Annotated in this window: 15 protein-coding genes and 1 tRNA gene; 2 read left to right on the top strand and 14 right to left on the bottom strand. The window is 60.4% G+C overall.

The annotated features are described in order from the left end of the window. Together VBE63_RS05590 and VBE63_RS05595 are read right to left on the bottom strand one after the other, a co-directional pair. Positions 1 to 275, bottom strand: a 275-nt coding sequence (locus tag VBE63_RS05590; RefSeq protein WP_323682019.1) for a hypothetical protein, incomplete at its 3' end; no start/stop codon positions are given. A 674-nt stretch (positions 276 to 949) separates the two neighbouring features. Continuing rightward, positions 950 to 1,025 (bottom strand) — tRNA-Lys (locus VBE63_RS05595). Positions 1,026 to 1,270: 245 nt separating this feature from the next. On the opposite strand from VBE63_RS05595, the gene VBE63_RS05600 reads away from it, so the two are divergent. Both VBE63_RS05600 and VBE63_RS05605 read left to right on the top strand, forming a co-directional pair. Further along, a complete protein-coding gene (locus VBE63_RS05600; protein WP_323682020.1) occupies positions 1,271 to 2,476 on the top strand; it encodes an aminoglycoside phosphotransferase family protein in 1,206 nt (401 codons plus the stop codon). Then, entirely contained in the window at positions 2,473 to 4,356 is a 1,884-nt protein-coding gene (locus tag VBE63_RS05605) for a sodium:proton antiporter (protein WP_323682021.1), read from the top strand. The genes VBE63_RS05600 and VBE63_RS05605 overlap by 4 nt, the downstream gene beginning before the upstream one ends. A gap of 73 nt (positions 4,357 to 4,429) precedes the next feature. Here the strand turns inward: VBE63_RS05605 and VBE63_RS05610 are convergent, their stop codons facing one another. The 12 genes from VBE63_RS05610 to rseP form a co-directional block, all read right to left on the bottom strand. Next, positions 4,430 to 5,365 (bottom strand): CPBP family intramembrane glutamic endopeptidase, encoded by a 936-nt coding sequence (locus tag VBE63_RS05610; RefSeq protein WP_323682022.1) that lies wholly within the window; start codon positions 5,363 to 5,365, stop codon positions 4,430 to 4,432. Then, entirely contained in the window at positions 5,365 to 5,976 is a 612-nt protein-coding gene (locus VBE63_RS05615) for an NAD(P)-binding oxidoreductase (RefSeq protein WP_323682023.1), read from the bottom strand. Before VBE63_RS05615 ends, VBE63_RS05610 begins: the two co-directional genes overlap by 1 nt. Then, entirely contained in the window at positions 5,973 to 6,737 is a 765-nt protein-coding gene (gene ubiG, locus VBE63_RS05620; protein ID WP_323682024.1) for a bifunctional 2-polyprenyl-6-hydroxyphenol methylase/3-demethylubiquinol 3-O-methyltransferase UbiG, read from the bottom strand. Before ubiG ends, VBE63_RS05615 begins: the two co-directional genes overlap by 4 nt. Before the next feature lie 150 nt (positions 6,738 to 6,887). Beyond that, positions 6,888 to 7,529, bottom strand: a complete 642-nt coding sequence (locus VBE63_RS05625) for a TlpA disulfide reductase family protein (protein ID WP_323682025.1) — start codon at positions 7,527 to 7,529, stop codon at positions 6,888 to 6,890. Positions 7,530 to 7,702: 173 nt separating this feature from the next. Then, entirely contained in the window at positions 7,703 to 8,431 is a 729-nt protein-coding gene (gene rnhB, locus VBE63_RS05630) for a ribonuclease HII (protein ID WP_323682026.1), read from the bottom strand. After that, the gene (gene lpxB / locus VBE63_RS05635; protein ID WP_323682027.1) at positions 8,424 to 9,698 is read right to left on the bottom strand and encodes a lipid-A-disaccharide synthase; all 1,275 of its coding nucleotides are present in this window, start codon (positions 9,696 to 9,698) and stop codon (positions 8,424 to 8,426) included. The genes rnhB and lpxB overlap by 8 nt, the downstream gene beginning before the upstream one ends. A gap of 10 nt (positions 9,699 to 9,708) precedes the next feature. After that, positions 9,709 to 10,479 carry an acyl-ACP--UDP-N-acetylglucosamine O-acyltransferase gene (lpxA, locus tag VBE63_RS05640; protein WP_323682028.1) on the bottom strand — a complete coding sequence of 257 codons (771 nt, stop codon included), beginning with the start codon at positions 10,477 to 10,479 and terminating at the stop codon, positions 9,709 to 9,711. Positions 10,480 to 10,482: 3 nt separating this feature from the next. Then, complete coding sequence (gene fabZ / locus VBE63_RS05645; RefSeq protein WP_323682029.1) at positions 10,483 to 10,917, bottom strand: 3-hydroxyacyl-ACP dehydratase FabZ; 435 nt, start codon at positions 10,915 to 10,917, stop codon at positions 10,483 to 10,485. 74 nt (positions 10,918 to 10,991) lie between these two features. Continuing rightward, a complete protein-coding gene (gene lpxD / locus VBE63_RS05650; protein ID WP_323682030.1) occupies positions 10,992 to 12,035 on the bottom strand; it encodes a UDP-3-O-(3-hydroxymyristoyl)glucosamine N-acyltransferase in 1,044 nt (347 codons plus the stop codon). A 56-nt stretch (positions 12,036 to 12,091) separates the two neighbouring features. Continuing rightward, positions 12,092 to 12,595: an OmpH family outer membrane protein gene (locus tag VBE63_RS05655; RefSeq protein ID WP_323682031.1), complete on the bottom strand. Its 504-nt coding sequence runs from the start codon at positions 12,593 to 12,595 to the stop codon at positions 12,092 to 12,094. Between the two features lie 27 nt (positions 12,596 to 12,622). After that, positions 12,623 to 14,917, bottom strand: coding sequence for an outer membrane protein assembly factor BamA (gene bamA / locus VBE63_RS05660; protein ID WP_323682072.1), 2,295 nt, complete (start codon positions 14,915 to 14,917; stop codon positions 12,623 to 12,625). Positions 14,918 to 15,118: 201 nt separating this feature from the next. Next, positions 15,119 to 16,483: an RIP metalloprotease RseP gene (gene rseP / locus VBE63_RS05665; RefSeq protein ID WP_323682032.1), complete on the bottom strand. Its 1,365-nt coding sequence runs from the start codon at positions 16,481 to 16,483 to the stop codon at positions 15,119 to 15,121. Positions 16,484 to 16,488 lie beyond the last annotated feature (5 nt).

The raw sequence follows: 16,488 nt of genomic DNA on the forward strand, positions 1-16,488 counted from the left end.
GTGACGAGATAGATTCCGCCACCGGAAGTAGGCGGGGCCATCGCTTGATCGCGCCGTGATGTCGTCTCGAGGTCAAGCGTGCTCTGCAACACGGCGAGTAGATGATGCTCGCTGTCGTACTTCAGATCGTACCGAGTGCCGCCGCGCTCGAAATACTCGGCAACCGTTTCTGCGCCGTGATACCGCGCAAAGCGCATCCCGGCCTGTGATCCTGCGCGCTTGTGGTGGGGATTCTTCTCGATCCAGTCGATGCGCTGATGAAGTTCCGGGCACACCCATCGCGGTTTTCTTGTTCTGAACATCCCCATACCAAACCTCCCTATGGCACTTGGTAGATGGAGAGATACTTGAATCTCGGCGTCGACATCCGCTGTTGGATCGTGGGGATGGCATCGCCATTGCGAACCTGCGTGGCTCGGCCAAGGAGGGTTTCGGCTTGAAGAGGAGAAAAGACAACGAGCGCGAGCAGGAGGGCCGCGAGGTAGGAGCACTGGGCCAAGTGGGACCGAGGCCAATGTTCAGGAGCGGTGAAGCCAAGAGGCCGAACGGCAGTTGATAGGTAGCCAACCCCAACAGCGGCGCGACCCTGAGCAAAGTCTTGGTCTTGCTGCTCAAATCGCGTGTCATCCGAGTGCCATGAAGCGACGACTATCGCTTTCACCATCCCCAGTGCCTCATGCAGTTGACGCGACTGAACCTTAGCCTTGCGCGTCTTGACTCGTCAGTGAGGCTGACGCTACCACAGGGAACGAGATGATACCGTTGACTTGGGGCAAGTTGAGGGGTGGTTAGCTAGACGACGGCTGAAGATACAGAGGGCGGCTGATTGACGACCTGTTGCCAGGACTCGAGCAAACCACAAAAATTATCTGGTGCTCCAAGTCCCACCCTAGGTCCCACCTAAAGAAAAACGGGCTAGACCCATCTGAATCTAACCCGTTGTTTTATATGGTGCGCCCTGTGCGACTCGAACGCACGACCACCTGATTAAAAGTCAGATGCTCTACCAACTGAGCTAAGGGCGCGTTTAGTGGTGCTGAGCTGTATATCATACCTCAGTAAGCGTCCGTCCGAAAGTTGCTAGACTTTGTCAGTCGGCGGCCTGGCTTAAGCTGCGAGCGGAGTGAGATCGACTCTGTTCCCGAGTATTGCCACCGCGGGAAGAACGAGTTACGGCGGGCGGTGCGGGGTAGAGATGATGGATGGTCAGTCAAGCGGGTGCTGTCGGGGGCAGGATGCGGTTGCCGAGCGCATGGCGCGGCGTTTTCTGGTGAGCACATATCCTTTGCGCCTGAGTCCGCTCGGCGAGGGGTTGATCAACGATACCCGCTTGGTTGAGGCCGGCGGAAATCGCTTCGTACTCCAGCGGATCAACGGCGCTGTGTTCGCTGATGCCGATGCCATCGCAGGAAATCTCCTGCAGGTGCAATCCTGGCTCGGCACGCAGGCCAACACCACTGTGCGCTTACCGCGGCTGATTCGCGCCGCTGGCGGCGAGGCGACGCTGCGAGACGCCGATGGACAGGCCTGGCGACTACTCGAGTACATTGACAACAGTCGCGTCGTCAAGCCACTGGAGAACCTCGCCCAGGCAGCCGAGGTTGGCCGCGCCCTCGGTCGATTCCATGCCGCCTTGGCCGGGCTCAACCCAAGACGGTTAGCGCTGACGCTACCAGGGCTGCACGACACCCCAGGCTATAAGGCGAGACTCGAGTGGGTCGTCACCTCGACCCTCTCTGCCAATGCGGCAGATAGTGCCAAGACCACCAAAATCGACAAGACGACTCGACTCGGCGGGATCGACGCGATTGGTCACCCGTTGCTTGATCAGACGCGCGGTAGCGACTCAAGCCTGCGTCGAGTAGACGCGGTGGTGGCTTCCGCGCTCGCGCAAATCGAGGCTCGCGCGGCTCTGATCCCGCTACTGCAGCAGGCTTGGGGTGATGGGCGACTTGCTCTTTCTGTCACCCACGGCGACCCAAAGCTCGATAACGTGCTGTTTGCGAAGGGCGAAGACCGGGCTCTTTGCCTCATCGACTTGGATACAGTCCAACCTGGACTCCTGCATCAGGACGTTGCGGACTGCCTGCGCTCCTGCTGCAACCGCAACGGCATCGCCAGTCCGCATAACGGCCAGCCGACGGATGATAAGCGACTGATTGGCAAGCCCTCGGCGACCTTCGATCTCGATCTCTGCCGGGCGCTGTTGGGCGGCTATGCAGAGCTTGCCGCTTCGCTGTTCGACAACGATAGCATCGCGTTCCTGTACCCCGCCATCCGATTGATTCCGCTCGAACTCGCGATCCGGTTCTTGACCGATTATCTCCAAGGCGACCGCTACTTCCGCGTCACCCGCCCGCGCCAGAACCTCGACAAAACGCTGATCCAACTTGCGTTAGTCGCTGATATCGAGGCCAAAGGCGCCGAGATCGAACACATCATCGACGACAGCTTCAACCGGAGGTGGCACCGATGATGACGCCTCACCTCACCGAGATCCTCGCCCTGTTGATGGTCATCGGCATCGCGGCGCAATGGATCGGTTGGCGACTGCAGATTCCGGCCATCATCCTGCTCAGTCTGAGCGGGCTCTTGATCGGCCCCGTGCTAGGCATTTTTCGGCCAAGCGAGGCCCTAGGCGATGCCTATCAACCGCTGATCAATCTCGCCGTCGCCGCGATCCTGTTCGAAGGTGGCCTGTCGCTCCATTTCGCTGAACTGAGACAGGCCGCCTCTGGCGTCAACCGCCTCGTGACCATCACGGTGGTATTGAGCTTGGGGCTGACGGCGGCTGCGGCGCATTGGGTTGGTGGTCTGTCCTGGGCAGTCGCGCTGATCTTCGGCGCGATCATGATCGTGACTGGCCCCACCGTCATCCTACCGCTGCTGCGTCAGGCGCGCTTAAAGCGACGTCCAGCGTCCTATTTGAAATGGGAAGGCATCGTCAATGATCCCATCGGTGCCTTACTGGTGGTGGTGCTGTTCGACTACGTCGCCGGCGCAGGCGCAGGCCCGAGCCCGCTGGATGAGGCCTTCTTGCGCATGGCCACTGGTGTTGCCGCCGCGCTGTTCCTCGGCGGCGTTGGCGGTTGGCTGCTCGGAAGAGCCTTCCTTGCCGGCAAGGTACCGGAATATCTAAAGGGTCCGCTTGCACTCGCCACGGCGATCGGCGTCTATGCACTCTCTAACATGGTGCTGCATGAGGCGGGTTTGATTGCCGCCACCGTGCTCGGGATCGTGCTTGGCAACATGAACCTGCCGAGCATCGGCGAGATCCGCCGCTTCAAGGAATACGTCGCTATCCTGCTGGTCTCCGGGGTCTTCTTGCTGCTCACCGCCGATCTGGACCCGCACATCATGGCAGCGATGGATTGGCGCAGCGGCGCGTTGATCCTGGTGGTCATCTTTATTGTCCGCCCACTCGCGGTCTGGATCAGCACCATCGGCGCCGGGATGCCCTGGCAGGAGCGCGCACTCTTAGGCTGGATCGCGCCACGCGGTGTGGTGGCGGCGGCTGTCGCTGGCGTCTTCGGACCTGCGCTGGCCGAGCGTGGCTTCTCTGGCGCAGAGCAATTGCTGCCGCTCGTATTCACACTGATCTTGCTCACCGTGGTCTTGCATGGCTTCAGCTTGGGCTGGATGGCCCGGCGCCTGAGTCTGAGCGCGCAGCGACGTGGCGGCCTGATTATTGCGGGTGGCACGGCCTGGAGCAATGGCCTAGCCAAGGCCCTGCACGAGCGCGAGGTGCCAGTGATCCTGGTCGATAATGCCTGGCACCGATTACGTGGCGCGCGCCTAGCCGGAGTGCCAATCTATTTCGGCGAACTGCTCTCGGAACACGCCGAGTATGCACTGGAGCTCGGCGCCTATGGCAATCTGCTCGCAGTCAGCAACAACGACGCCTATAACGCATTGGTCTGCGCGCACTTCGCGCCTGAGCTTGGCACCCAAAAGGTCTTTCAGCTCGCGAGCGGAGATACCAGTGAGACGCGGCGGCCATCGCCAGCCGCGCGCGGGCGCACCGCGTTCTCCAGCGAGGTGCAATATGAAGATCTGCAACGCCACTGGTATCAAAGCTGGGGCTTTTACGGCACCCGCATCAGCGAAAGCTTCGATCTGAAGGCGCTGCGCTCCACCTTGCCCGAGGGCGCGATCCCGCTGCTGGTGATCAATAGCGACAACGAAGCGACCCTGATCGAAGCGGACAAGACCTTTAAGGCGACCCCCGGCCAGCGGGTACTCTGGTTTGGCTGCAAGACTGCCTGCAACAGCGATAAGGCCGCAACGGTACCGCCGCTGCAAACCACGGAAGCCAGAGACCGTACCGCCAGCAATGCTAGGTGGCTGCCTAGCTAAGCAGCTGTCGACCTTCTATTTCCCGATGATCGCCCAGCGGTGCTCAACATCAGGAAGCCGTTGATGGACATCGCTAAGACCCGGCATGAGATGCTTGACGGCGGCTTGTCTTCCCGCGACGCTGGGCTTGCCATCCACTGATCCGCCAATAAGCCCAAGTGAAGAGGGCGATCCAGAGCGCGGCTAGCCAACCGATCACCCCATCGTATTGGCCCGCAAGAAAGGCCCAAGGCGAGGTCAGATCACCATCGGTGGCGCGACGCGTGAGCTGAATCACAAACACCCAACCAGCATGTAGGCCCACACTCCAGCCGATGTGCCCACTGCGCTCGCGGACCAAGGCCAGAAAGATTCCAGCGCTGAACAAGGCGGTCAGCGAGTCTAGGTGCTGCCACTGGAACAGACCCACGAAGACGTGCAGGAACATGCTCCAGGTGCCCGCCCAGTCGAAGGCGACATCCGGCGGCAGCGCATGTGGCTTGAGGAAATGCACCAGCGCATAGAGCGCGGCTGAGCCGACGGCGGCCGCGCCGATACTCGCGCGGCGCCGGATGGCTGAGTAGAGCGCACCGCGGAAGAAGAGTTCTTCAAGCAGACCAATCAGCAGACCGCCGATCAGAGCCGCCACGGCCTTCTCGAGCAGGCTCAGTGGCCTCAATCCATCGCGATCCGGTATCCGAATGCCAAGGTAAAGCTCAACCAGAACCAAGGCGGCGAGGATGACAACGCCGAGCAACCAGCCACCGCGAATCGCTCGTAACAGATCGGCGCGCTGCGGTGCGAGACCAAGCGCCTGGCGATTGGCGACCCCCATCAACCCTAAGAAGGGCCAGAGCCCCAGTAAGATCAACAGTTGGGCAAGCCGCCCCATTACCCGCTTCGGCTCGAGGTCGAGCCAGCCGGTCTGCATCAGGGGATAGGTCAGCGCAGCGGCAAGCAACAGCGCGATGAACAGATAACCAAAAAAGACCAGGCTGATGCGCGTGGCGTAGCGATGGGAGTCATCCATCAACTCAGGGACGGCGCCTGATGCAGATAGCGATCATCGCGCAGTTGTTGAAGCACGAAGTCGGCGACATCAGCGCGCGAGATGCGCGTGGCCTTGATCGACTTGTCCGTGCCGCTCAGATAGCTCCCAGTGGCCGGACCATCGGTCAACCCACCCGGGCGCACAATGGTCCAGTCCAGCCCGCTTTCACGGATCAGCTGCTCTTGGCGCTCCTTCGCCGCCATAATCTTCTTCAGGGTCAGCTGCATGATGACGCGGAAGAAGCCCGGCACCTGCTCACGGCTGTCGCCGACGCCCATTGAGGTCACCGCGACGAGCCGATTGATACCAAGGCGCTGCATGCCGGCAATGATGCGCTCGGTCCCATCGGCCTCAACAGGCTCCGCACTACCATGACTGCCGAGCACGCAGATCACTGCATCGGTGCCGGTCAGGCAGCGATCAACCGCGGCTTGATCAAGCACATCACCAGCGATGACCTCAAGATCCGTTGCTGGCTGCAGTGTCTCGGGCGAGCGAGCCAAGACATGAAAACCATCGCCTTTAGCGAGCCCCTGGCTGAGGACTTGACGGCCGGTTCCGCCGGTTGCCCCGAAGAGAGCGATCTTCATCCTTCAGCCACCTCAGGATTGTGTCGGAACAGCATCATATAATTGACCGCCATCGAGTCAGTAAAACTGAATGACCGATTGAAGGGACTCACCCGCACGCCCGTGCGATCCAAGGGAACCAGTTGCTCGCCGAGCCCCTGCATGAGCTCGTCGGGCTTGACCAGCTTGCGGTAGTGATGGGTGCCTTTCGGCAGCCAGCCCATGATCCACTCGGCACCGATAATGGCGGTGATCCAGGCCAGGGGGGTGCGGTTGATGGTCGCCACCACCATCACGCCGCCTGGACGCACCAAGCGCGCGCAGTCGGCGAGGAAGTCGGGCAGATGATCGACATGCTCGACCACTTCCATGTTGAGCACGGCATCAAAGGTCTCGCCGGCATTGGCAAGCTCGCGCGCGGTAACCAGGCGATAATCGATATCAAGCCCACTCCAGCTTGCGTGAATCTGAGACACGCGAATATTCTTCTCGGTGATCTCAGTGCCGGTTACGCGTGCGCCAAGACGCGCCATCGACTCGCTGAGGATGCCGCCGCCGCAGCCGATGTCCAGCAGCTGCAGCCCCTCAAGCGGCTGCCTCGCCGTCGCATCGCGCGCAAAGATGCGGCAGAGCTGCGCGCGGATGTAGTCGGCTCGGAACCGATTCAGCTTGTGCAGCGGCCAAAAAGGACCGTTCTCGTCCCACCAGCGGTGGGCAAGCTTCTCGAAGTAGGCGACCTCTTTCGGGTCGATATCAGGGGCAGTGAGATGAACAGCCGTCATAGCACGCAATATCTCCGTTGATCTTGGTGCAAACGTCGTGCTCGCCGGCCCCGATTGCAAGCCCGCGAAGCCGCAGCCAAGCCTGGCCCTGGGTGTCCCGCCTAGATGCCGGCCTAGTAGGTGCCGGCCTCGATGCGCGAAGCAGTTGCATTACTCGGCTATTTTCAGCGCACGCACCTTCTCCAAGAGGGCCGGGTCATCCCATTCGCGCTCGCCGATCGCCTGGTAGATCAGGCGCCCATCTGGAGCGACCACAAAGGTGGTGGGCAAGCCACGCATCGGCCAGCGCTGGGCGATCCTGGAGTCAGTATCCAGCGGTAATGGAAAGTTCACTGGCACCTGTTCTAAAAAGGCCTGAACCGTTTCCAGGTCCTCGCCGACGTTGATCGCGATGAGGCCGATACCCTCTTGCTCGATCTGCTCCCAGGCGCGTTGCATTGAGGGCATCTCGGCGCGGCAGGGCGGACACCAGGTTGCCCAAAAGTTGACGATCAGCGGCTGGCCTTTGAAATCTGCTAGGCGGTATGTATCACCGTCGGCCCCCATCAGCACAAAATCGGGCGCCTGGGGTGTCCCTGGCAGCCTGTCCAAAGATAGATGAGCGTCTGCGGCACGCGCCACCGACATTCCCGACAGCAGCGGTGCAGCCACAACTAGCATCGCCAGACTGAACACCAAACGGCTCAACCAGCCGAGGGATCGGGGCTGCTGGATCAGCGGCTCGATCCTCGGGGCGGGCTGCGGCAAGGCTGAGCAGCTGAGGGTGGCTTGGGGCTGGGCTCGGTTCATCATGGTCCTCTGAGTCGTCGTTCGAGACGCTCGCACAGCAGTGAGAGCAAGGTTGTGGCGTTCAGTCACGCCACGCTCGCCATGCATCAATATCAGCTCAGATAATCCTGAGCAATGGGGTTTCAGGCAGATTCCGAGAGCCTAAATCGCCATATTGTCAACCCTAACGCGCGAGATCACGCGCCGCGTTCCGCAGGTCGATCTACAGCTCCCCGCTGGTGGGTGGGATCTGCTGGATCTGAATCGACCGCCACAGCCGCCTTCTCGAGTCGCGACCGCACCGGGGCGAAGCTGCGGCGATGCGCGATACAAGGACCAAGCCGGTCCAAGGCAGCGAGGTGGGCCTTGGTACCATAGCCCTTGTGTTGAGCGAAGCCGTAGCCAGGATGACACTGATCTAGTCGGCACATCTCCTGATCACGCGCTACCTTGGCCAAGATGGATGCAGCGCCAATGGACAGCACTCTTCGATCTCCGCGCACGATGGCCTGCGACGCGCAGCTCAGTCCCTCAGGACAGCGGTTACCGTCGATCAGTGCCAGTGTTGGGGCCAGCCTCAAGGCATCAAGCGCGCGGCGCATCGCCAACAGCGACGCCTGGAGGATATTGATGCGGTCGATCTCGGCAACATCGACGAAGGCGACCGCCCAGGCGATCGCGGAGTCTTCGATCGCAGCCGCCAGCGTTTCGCGTCGCTTGGCAGAGAGCAGCTTCGAATCCGCGATTCCGATCGGACACTGCGCCGGATTCAGGATCACCGCGGCCGCGCAAACTGGCCCCGCGAGCGGACCCCGCCCTGCCTCATCGACACCAGCAACCCGCTCGCTTAGGGTCGGTTTGAGCCCAGCAAGATCAAGCGCATCTGGATCAAGACTCCTTGAATCATGCACCTTTGAATCAACCATGATCGCAAGCCTTGGATCGATCGACTAGCGCTAGAATCGCCTCGGCTGCGCGCTGCGCAGCCTGCTGCCGCAGCGCAAGATGGACTTGCCGATAGGCGGTCTCAATCTCAACCCGGCGATGAGGATCATCGAGCAATGCCAACAAGGCTGGCCCCATCAGGTCGGGGCGGCAGCGGTCTTGGAGAAACTCGGGCGCCAGCTCGCGTCCCACCAAGAGGTTGGCCATCGCTGCATAACGGACCTTAATCAGCCGCAGCCGAGTCACCAGCCAATAGGTCAGCGGATGCAGCCGATAGGCGACCAACATGGGCCGCTTCGCCAGCAGCGCCTCCAGGGTTGCGGTTCCCGAGGCGGTCAGCACCACATCAGCGGCTGCCATGGCCTCGCGGCTCTGACCGTTGAATACCTTAAGCGGAAGCTGAGGCGCCATCTCGCAGCGCATCGCCTCGAAGCGCTGACGCAGGGCATCCGAGACCATGGGCGCAAGAAAGCGCAGCCCCGGTCGCTGGGCATGACACCAAGCCGCCGTCTCCAGCATGGGCTGACCGAGCTGCTCGATCTCGCTACGCCGACTGCCGGGAAGGATGGCGATCACACCGGCCGATGGCTCAAGTGGCTCGGCAGACGCCTCTGCAGCCAAGGCTTCAGCGGAGATTGGGGTTTGAGCAACCTCTGCCGCCTGTGCGTGCAAGCCGAATCCTAGGGCGCTACGCGCGGCCGCACGGTCGGGCTGCAGCGGGAGCTCGTCGGCTAGGGGATGGCCGATGTATTGCACCGGGACGCGGTGCGCGCGCAGGAAATCCGCCTCGAAGGGAAAGATACTCAGCATCAGATCGACCGAGCGCCGGATCTGCTTCACCCGACCTCTGCGCCAGGCCCAAACCGTTGGACTCACCAGATGCACGGTCGTCAGACCGCGAGCACGGAGGCGCCGCTCCAGGCCAAGGTTGAAGTCCGGTGCATCGATGCCGATCACAAGTCGTGGATTGAGCTGCGGCAATCCGCGCACCAGATCACGCCGAGCGCGGAGCAGGTCTGGAAGCACCTTGGCCACCTCAACCAGCCCCATCACCGAGAGCCGCTCCATTGGGAACAAGGTCTCGCAACCTTCGGCGAGCATCTTCGGACCAGCAACACCGACGAAGCGCAGGTCAGGCTGTCGTTCGCGCAGCGCCCGCACAAGCAGGGCCCCCAGCTGATCACCCGAGGGCTCATTCGCGATGATGCCGATCAACGGTTGGGATGGGCTCGAATCGGACGCTTGCACGATGCGGGGATCAGCGGACGATACTGCGAGCACTCGCATCCAGAAAGGCGGTCATCGCAGCGACCACGGGTTGAGCTTTGGCAAGCGTATCCAAAGCACCTGTCGCCTCATCGAGCTTGAGGTTCGATAGATAGAGGAGTCGGTAAGCGCGTCGAATCGCACTGATCTGATCAGTCGAGAACTGCCGGCGCTTCAGGCCTTCGCTATTGATCCCGCGCGGCACCGCCGGATGACCGTCAATGGTGATATAGGGTGGCACATCCTTGCCGATCACCGAGCCCATGGCGCTGAAACTGTGTGCACCGATACGGCAGAATTGATGCACGATGGTAAAGCCACCGAGGATAGCCCAATCCTCGATCACCACATGGCCGCCAAGAGAGGCGGCATTAGCCATGATCACCTGGTCACCGATGATGCAATCATGTGCGACATGGGTGTAGGCCATGAACAGGTTATCGTTGCCGATGCGGGTCTCGCCATAGCCCTGGACCGTACCCCGATGGATGGTCGCGGACTCGCGCACCACATTGCGATCCCCCAGGGTCAAGGTCGTCGGCTCACCACCGTACTTCTTGTCCTGAGGATCTTCGCCTACCGATGCAAACTGAAAGATCCGGTTGTCACGACCAATGACGCTAGGACCACGCACCAGGGCATGGGGGCCAATCCGGGTGCCACGGCCAATGCGGACATCCGCGCCGATGATGGCATAGGGCCCAACCTCGACATCCGCGTCGAATTGCGCCGAGGGATCGACGACCGCGGTTGGATGGATCAAGGCTTAGAAATCCCGCGCGGTACACATGATCTCAGCGCTTGCGACCATGCGCTCATCGACGCGCGCCTCCCCTGAGAACTTCCAGATGCCGCGCTTGACGTTGCGGATCTTGACATCAAGGAAAAGCTGATCACCAGGCTCAACAGGACGCTTGAAGCGCGCCTTGTCAATACCGACAAAGTAGTAAAGCGACTTCTCTCCCACCTCTTCCGGACGGGACTCCATCGCCAGTAGCCCAGTCGCCTGGGCCAGAGCCTCAATGATCAACACCCCAGGCATCACCGGGCGTACCGGGAAATGACCCGCAAAATAAGGCTCATTGAAGGTCACATTCTTCAAGCCGATCAGTTGATCGTTGGGCTTGAACAGCACCACGCGATCGACCAATAGAAACGGATAACGGTGCGGCAGCAGGCTGAGCACCTTATGGATATCCATGTTAATCAAGACCACCTCCAGAGAGCCGGCTGCACGCCAACATCACGCTGTCTCATCACCTTACTCGTTCTTGCTCAGTCTGCTTGCTCGCGCTGAGCCTCCTGCAGCTCGGCCACTCGCTCCTCGAGCCGCCGCAAGCGCTTCGCCATCGCGTCAAGATGCCGAAAGCGCGCGACATTACGTCGCCAATCGGCACTCGACATGGCCGGAATTCCACTGCTGTAGGTACCCGGCTCCGCAAATGAACGGGTCACCATGGCCATCCCCGTGAAGTGCACATCGTCGCCGATCTCAAGGTGCCCAGCCATGCCGACGGCACCAGCGATCGTGCAGCCCTTGCCAATCCGCGTTGAGCCCGAGATCCCGGAGCAAGCCGCCATCGCGGTATGCTCACCAACCTCGACGTTATGCCCAATCTGGATCAGGTTGTCGATCTTAACCCCATTGCCGATGACCGTCTCACCGATCGCGCCACGATCCACGGCGCTATTGGCGCCGACCTCGACATCGTCGCCAAGACGCACGCGACCAATCTGCGGAATCCGAATCCAGCGTTCGCCGTCCCGTGCAAAGCCAAACCCTTCTCTACCGATCACCGCACCAGGATGTAATAGTACACGTTTGCCAATGATCGTCCGCTCACAAACCGTGACCGCCGCCACCAGACGTGTCTCGGCGCCAATCAGGCTATCGCGCTGAATCACGCACTGAGGTCCTATCTCGACACCAGCGGCAATCCGCACCCCCTCCTCAATAACGCAGAGCGCACCGATCGACGCGGTGGGATGCACCTCGGCGCTCATCGCAATCACAGCACTGGGGTGGCACCCAGCCGGCGCGCGCCTCCGCGGGTGCAATAGCTCGGCAGCGCGCGCAAACGCCAGTACCGGGTTGTCGACCAACAGACAAGGACAGGGTGCATCCCCAGCCAAGGCTGGCGTCAAAATCACGGCTCCGGCATGGGTCGCTCGCAGCGCAGATCGATACTTCTGGGCGCTAACATAAGTGACTGCGGAAGGATGACCATCGGCCAGCGCGCAAATATCTTGGATCTCGAGGGCGGCGCCCGCTCCTCGCAGCTCGGCACCGATTCGCCTGGCAAGCTCAGTCAGCAGCATCGTCTTGGCTGTCTTGAGTCATCGATCCGAAACGCACAGGCGCCTAGAAGGTGATCTCAGGGCTTCTCGAAGACCTCTTTCAAGCGGCTGATGACCTCGTCTGAGATATCGGCGCGCGCACTCGAATAGACCACGCCTTCGCTCAAGATGAGGTCGATACCGTTGTCTTTGGCGACCTGCTCTACCACTTCTTCGACCTGCTGAACGAGCTTCGTGCGCAGATCGCTCTGACGCAGTGCGAAGTCAGCTTGCAGTTCCTCCTGCGCATAACGTAGCCTTCGCTCGCGGGCACGAATGTCGTTGCGCAGCCGCGTCACCTCATCGGCGCGCATCAAGGCACCGTCACGCTCAAGGCGTGTTTCCAAGCGCGCAATATCATCCTGCTGCGAGGTCAGCTCGGCCTCCCGCTCCTGGGCCTCTGCGCTCAGCAGATTGCGCGCAGCCTCGTATTGAGGCGACTCCTCAACGATCCGATTCGGATCAATCACGGCGATACGAAACGACTCTTCTGCAGACAGCGTACCGACAAACAGAAACACGCATGCGACAGAAGCGGTCAAAAGGGGTTTCAACATGACAACTCGACTCTAGAATGCCTGCCCGAACGAGAACTGGAAGACCTGGGTCTCATCCTCATCCTTGGAGTTGACCGGATAAGCCAAACTCAACGACAAGGCTCCAACGGGCGACAGCCAAGCGAAAGAGAGACCGGTCGAGTAGCGAAGCTCGCCAAGATCGAAACCGGTTGGCTCAACCAATGAGTTTGACTCGGTCCACCAAACATTGCCGAAGTCAAAGAACGCACCGAGACGCACGCTGTTCTCAAAGCGACCACCGATGGGCGGCGGCGCGTAAATCTCAAGCGAGCCCGTGAGCTTGAGATTACCTCCGACTGGATCTTCGTCGCCGCCAAACTCACGCGGGCCGAGTGAGTAGGCCTCATAGCCACGCACCGATTGTGGTCCACCCGCGTAGAAATTATCGAAGAACGGAAGTTGCTCCGTATCGCCGTAGCCGGCGCCGTAGCCCAGGTCACCCTTTAAGGCAAAGGTGAAACGACGTGTCAGCGGGATGTACTGGCGACCCTGCACATTCAGCCTGTAATACTGAAGGTCGCTACCTGGAATGGCAATTTCGCCAAAGATGCGCTGTACCGCGCCCCGGTTCGGGAAAATCGCCGAATCCCGACTATCTCTGGTGTAGCTGGCGGTCAAGAAAAAATCGTTGAACTTATCCCCATTCTTATCAACGAAGTCTTGTGCCAGCCGCGAGGCTCCACCTGGAAAGAAATGGGTATACTGGTAGCGAAAGCCGAGGCCGGCACGACTATTATCAGAGATCGGCAAACCAAAATTAACCTCGGCAATGCCAACATCGGTCGTATAATCGGCGCCGGTGAGATCATCGAAATTCGTTGCCCGGTAGCTCAGATCAAAGCCTCGGCTAATGCCATCGACCGTAAAGTAAGGGTTGGTGTAGGCCAATCGATAGAGCTGGGTACTGCGGCTCGTATTCAGCGCCAACGAGACGCGCTTACCCGTACCCAGGAAATTATTCTGGGTCACGCTGGCATTGAACAAGATGCCCTGCGACTGCGAAAAGCCGACGCCAGCAAGCAGATTGCCAGAGGGCCTTTCCTTCACCCTTACATCAACATCCACCTGATCGGCGAGGCCGGGCACGGCCGGTGTTTCGATGGTGACATCCTCGAAGTAGCCAAGCCGCTGCAAACGCTCACGCGAACGCTTGACCAATTCGGTAGAAAACCAGGCACGCTCCAGCTGGCGCATCTCGCGCCGCAACACCACATCACGGGTGCGTGTGTTGCCTTCCATGTTAATTCGCCGAACATAGACACGTTTGCCGGGATCGACGAAGAAGGTGATGCTCACCTCCTTATTTTCTTCATCGATTTCTGGCACTGCATTGACGTTAGCAAAGGCATAACCCTCACTACCCAGCAGCTCTGAGATCCGCTCTGCGCTCTCGGTCGCCTTGATACGAGAGAAGTCTTCGCCTCGACGCAGGTGAATCAGCGGGAAGAGCTCCTCGGTGGGGACCGAAGACTCACCCGCCAGCTTGATGTCTTTCACCCGATACACATCGCCCTCTTCAATTGCGATGGTGACGTACATGCCGTCCTTATCCGGGCTGATCGAGACTTGGGTCGAGGTAATCTCGAAATTGACATAGCCACGATCAAGATAGAACGAGCGTAAGTCCTCGAGATCACCACCAAGCTTCTGCTTCGAGTACTGGTCGTTCTTGGTGTAGAACGAATGCCACCTCGTGGTCCCAAGGTCGAACTGCTTCAACAACTCTTTGTCGGAGAATGCCTGGTTGCCGATGATATTGATCTGTTTGATGCGCGCGGTGCGCCCTTCGGTGATCGCAATCCTGACCGCAACCCGATTGCGATCCAGTGGCGAGATCGTGGAATCGACGTCGACCCCATACTTGCCAGCACTAAAATACTGCCGAAGCAGTTCTTGTTTGATCCGATCAAGCATCGCCGGATTGAACACCCGACCCTCGGCGAGGCCGATCTCCTCAAGCCCCTGGATCAGTTGATCGGTCTTCAGCGACTTGTTGCCGGAGAGATCGATCTGGGCAATCGCCGGTCGCTCGCGCACCACGACGATCAGCACATCGCCTTCGCGCTCAACCTTCACGTCACTGAAGAAACCGGTTGCGTAGAGCGCGCGGATGATATTGCCGGTGATGCCTTCGCTGACCTGATCACCAACCTGCACCGGCAGATAGTTGAAGATGGTTCCAGCAGCAATACGCTGAAGACCCTCGACGCGAATGTCGGCGACCTCGAAGTCGGCGGCCTGGACGCCGATGGCTAGGAACAGCAAGGCGAAAACCGCTGCCCTCAATCGGCCTACTGCGCTGATGGCGCGGGGCGACGTCACATTGACCTCCTGGACACGAGAAGAACGGGCTCTGAGAGACCGGTATGACCGGGTTCTAGGGACAGTGTCACATCGGATCATGACAACCTGATGCCCCAACGCCTGCAAAGCGCTCGAGTATAAGGGATTCACCCAAATCAGCCCAGCAAGATCAGCCCAGGGATATCAATTCAGGAATCGTGTGATGTCGACATAGAAGGCCAGCGCCATCAGCGAGACCAGCAAGGCGATGCCGATGCGCTGGCCCTGTTGCTGAACGCCCTCGGATAAAGGCCGACCAATCACGCCTTCGATGGCAAAGTACAGCAGATGGCCACCGTCCAGAACCGGAATCGGGAACAGGTTGATCAAGCCGAGACTCAGGCTCAGCAACGCAAGGAACTGAACGAACGACGCCACACCATAGCTGGCCGTCTGCCCCGCCGCATTGGCGATTCCGATCGGGCTGCTGATGTTCTCGACCGAAGCGGTGCCGATCAGCATCTTGCCGACGATCTGCAAGGTCAGCACGGAGACGTCCACCACGCGCCGGCCCGCCTGAGCAGCAGCATCGATGGGGCCGTAGTTGACCCAGACCTCTTGTTCGGCAAGGAGATCCTCGGGGTAGAGCACACCCGCACCGATACGCCCGCTCACCTGACCCTGCGCCTCAACCAGCCGTGGACGGATCGACAGCGTCATACGCTCAGCGCCGCGCTCAATGGTCAGACGAAGGACGTGATCAGGGCGCGTCTGAACCGCCTCAACGAGGGTCTGCCAGTCGCTCACCTCGGCCCCATCGATTTGCAACACCCGATCACCGACCTCCAGCCCCGCCTCCGCTGCCGGTTCGCCGGGGATCAGCTCGCCAATGACCGCGGGAATGCGCGGCGAGGCGCGTTGAAGGCCGATTGCATCAAGAAAACCCTGGCTGGGTTCGATGCCAGCCAGTCGACCGCCGTCTAGCACACGCACCCGTTCGCTGCCATCGGGCCGTTGGACACGGATACTGAGGTCATCACCACCGATCCCTTCGGCCAACGTGCTAAGCCAAACGGCACTCCAAGTCGGGGTCGGGCGATCCTCCACTGCGAGCACCAGATCCCCAGACTCAAAGCCTGCGTCAGCCGCGATACTCTGTGGCACCACTTCGCCAATCTCAGGCTTGAGACCGGACTCCCCAGCCATGAACAGCAGCCAATAGAGTAGGAAGGCGAAGAGGAAGTTGAAGGCGGGACCAGCCACGACGATGGCCGAGCGCACCCATAACCTTTGCCGATTGAAGGCCTGCCCCAATTCGGCTTCAGGCACTGGCTCCTCGCGCTCATCCAACATCTTGACGTAACCGCCAGCGGGGATCGCGGCAATGACGTACTCGGTCGGGTCAGCGCGGCGGCGCCAGGTCAGCAGCGGCCGGCCGAAACCGATTGAGAAACGCAGCACCTTGACCCCAAGCCGTCGAGCCACCCAAAAATGCCCGAACTCATGCACGGTCACCAGGACGATGATCGCGACGAGGAAGGCGCCGAGCTTGAGCAGTAGGTCGAGCATATCGG

The sequence above is a fragment of the Lamprobacter sp. genome (assembly GCF_034860625.1).
In the GTDB taxonomy this organism is placed as follows: Bacteria; Pseudomonadota; Gammaproteobacteria; order Chromatiales; family Chromatiaceae; genus Lamprobacter.

Bases quoted from the DNA above. Each gene is read 5' to 3' on its own strand.
- VBE63_RS05605 (WP_323682021.1), top strand. From the start codon at position 2,473: ATGATGACGCCTCACCTCACCGAGATCCTCGCCCTGTTGATGGTCATC.
- VBE63_RS05610 (WP_323682022.1), bottom strand. From the start codon at position 5,365: ATGGATGACTCCCATCGCTACGCCACGCGCATCAGCCTGGTCTTTTTT.
- VBE63_RS05615 (WP_323682023.1), bottom strand. From the start codon at position 5,976: ATGAAGATCGCTCTCTTCGGGGCAACCGGCGGAACCGGCCGTCAAGTC.
- ubiG (WP_323682024.1), bottom strand. From the start codon at position 6,737: ATGACGGCTGTTCATCTCACTGCCCCTGATATCGACCCGAAAGAGGTC.
- VBE63_RS05625 (WP_323682025.1), bottom strand. From the start codon at position 7,529: ATGATGAACCGAGCCCAGCCCCAAGCCACCCTCAGCTGCTCAGCCTTG.
- rnhB (WP_323682026.1), bottom strand. From the start codon at position 8,431: ATGGTTGATTCAAAGGTGCATGATTCAAGGAGTCTTGATCCAGATGCG.
- fabZ (WP_323682029.1), bottom strand. From the start codon at position 10,917: ATGGATATCCATAAGGTGCTCAGCCTGCTGCCGCACCGTTATCCGTTT.
- lpxD (WP_323682030.1), bottom strand. From the start codon at position 12,035: ATGCTGCTGACTGAGCTTGCCAGGCGAATCGGTGCCGAGCTGCGAGGA.
- rseP (WP_323682032.1), bottom strand. From the start codon at position 16,483: ATGCTCGACCTACTGCTCAAGCTCGGCGCCTTCCTCGTCGCGATCATC.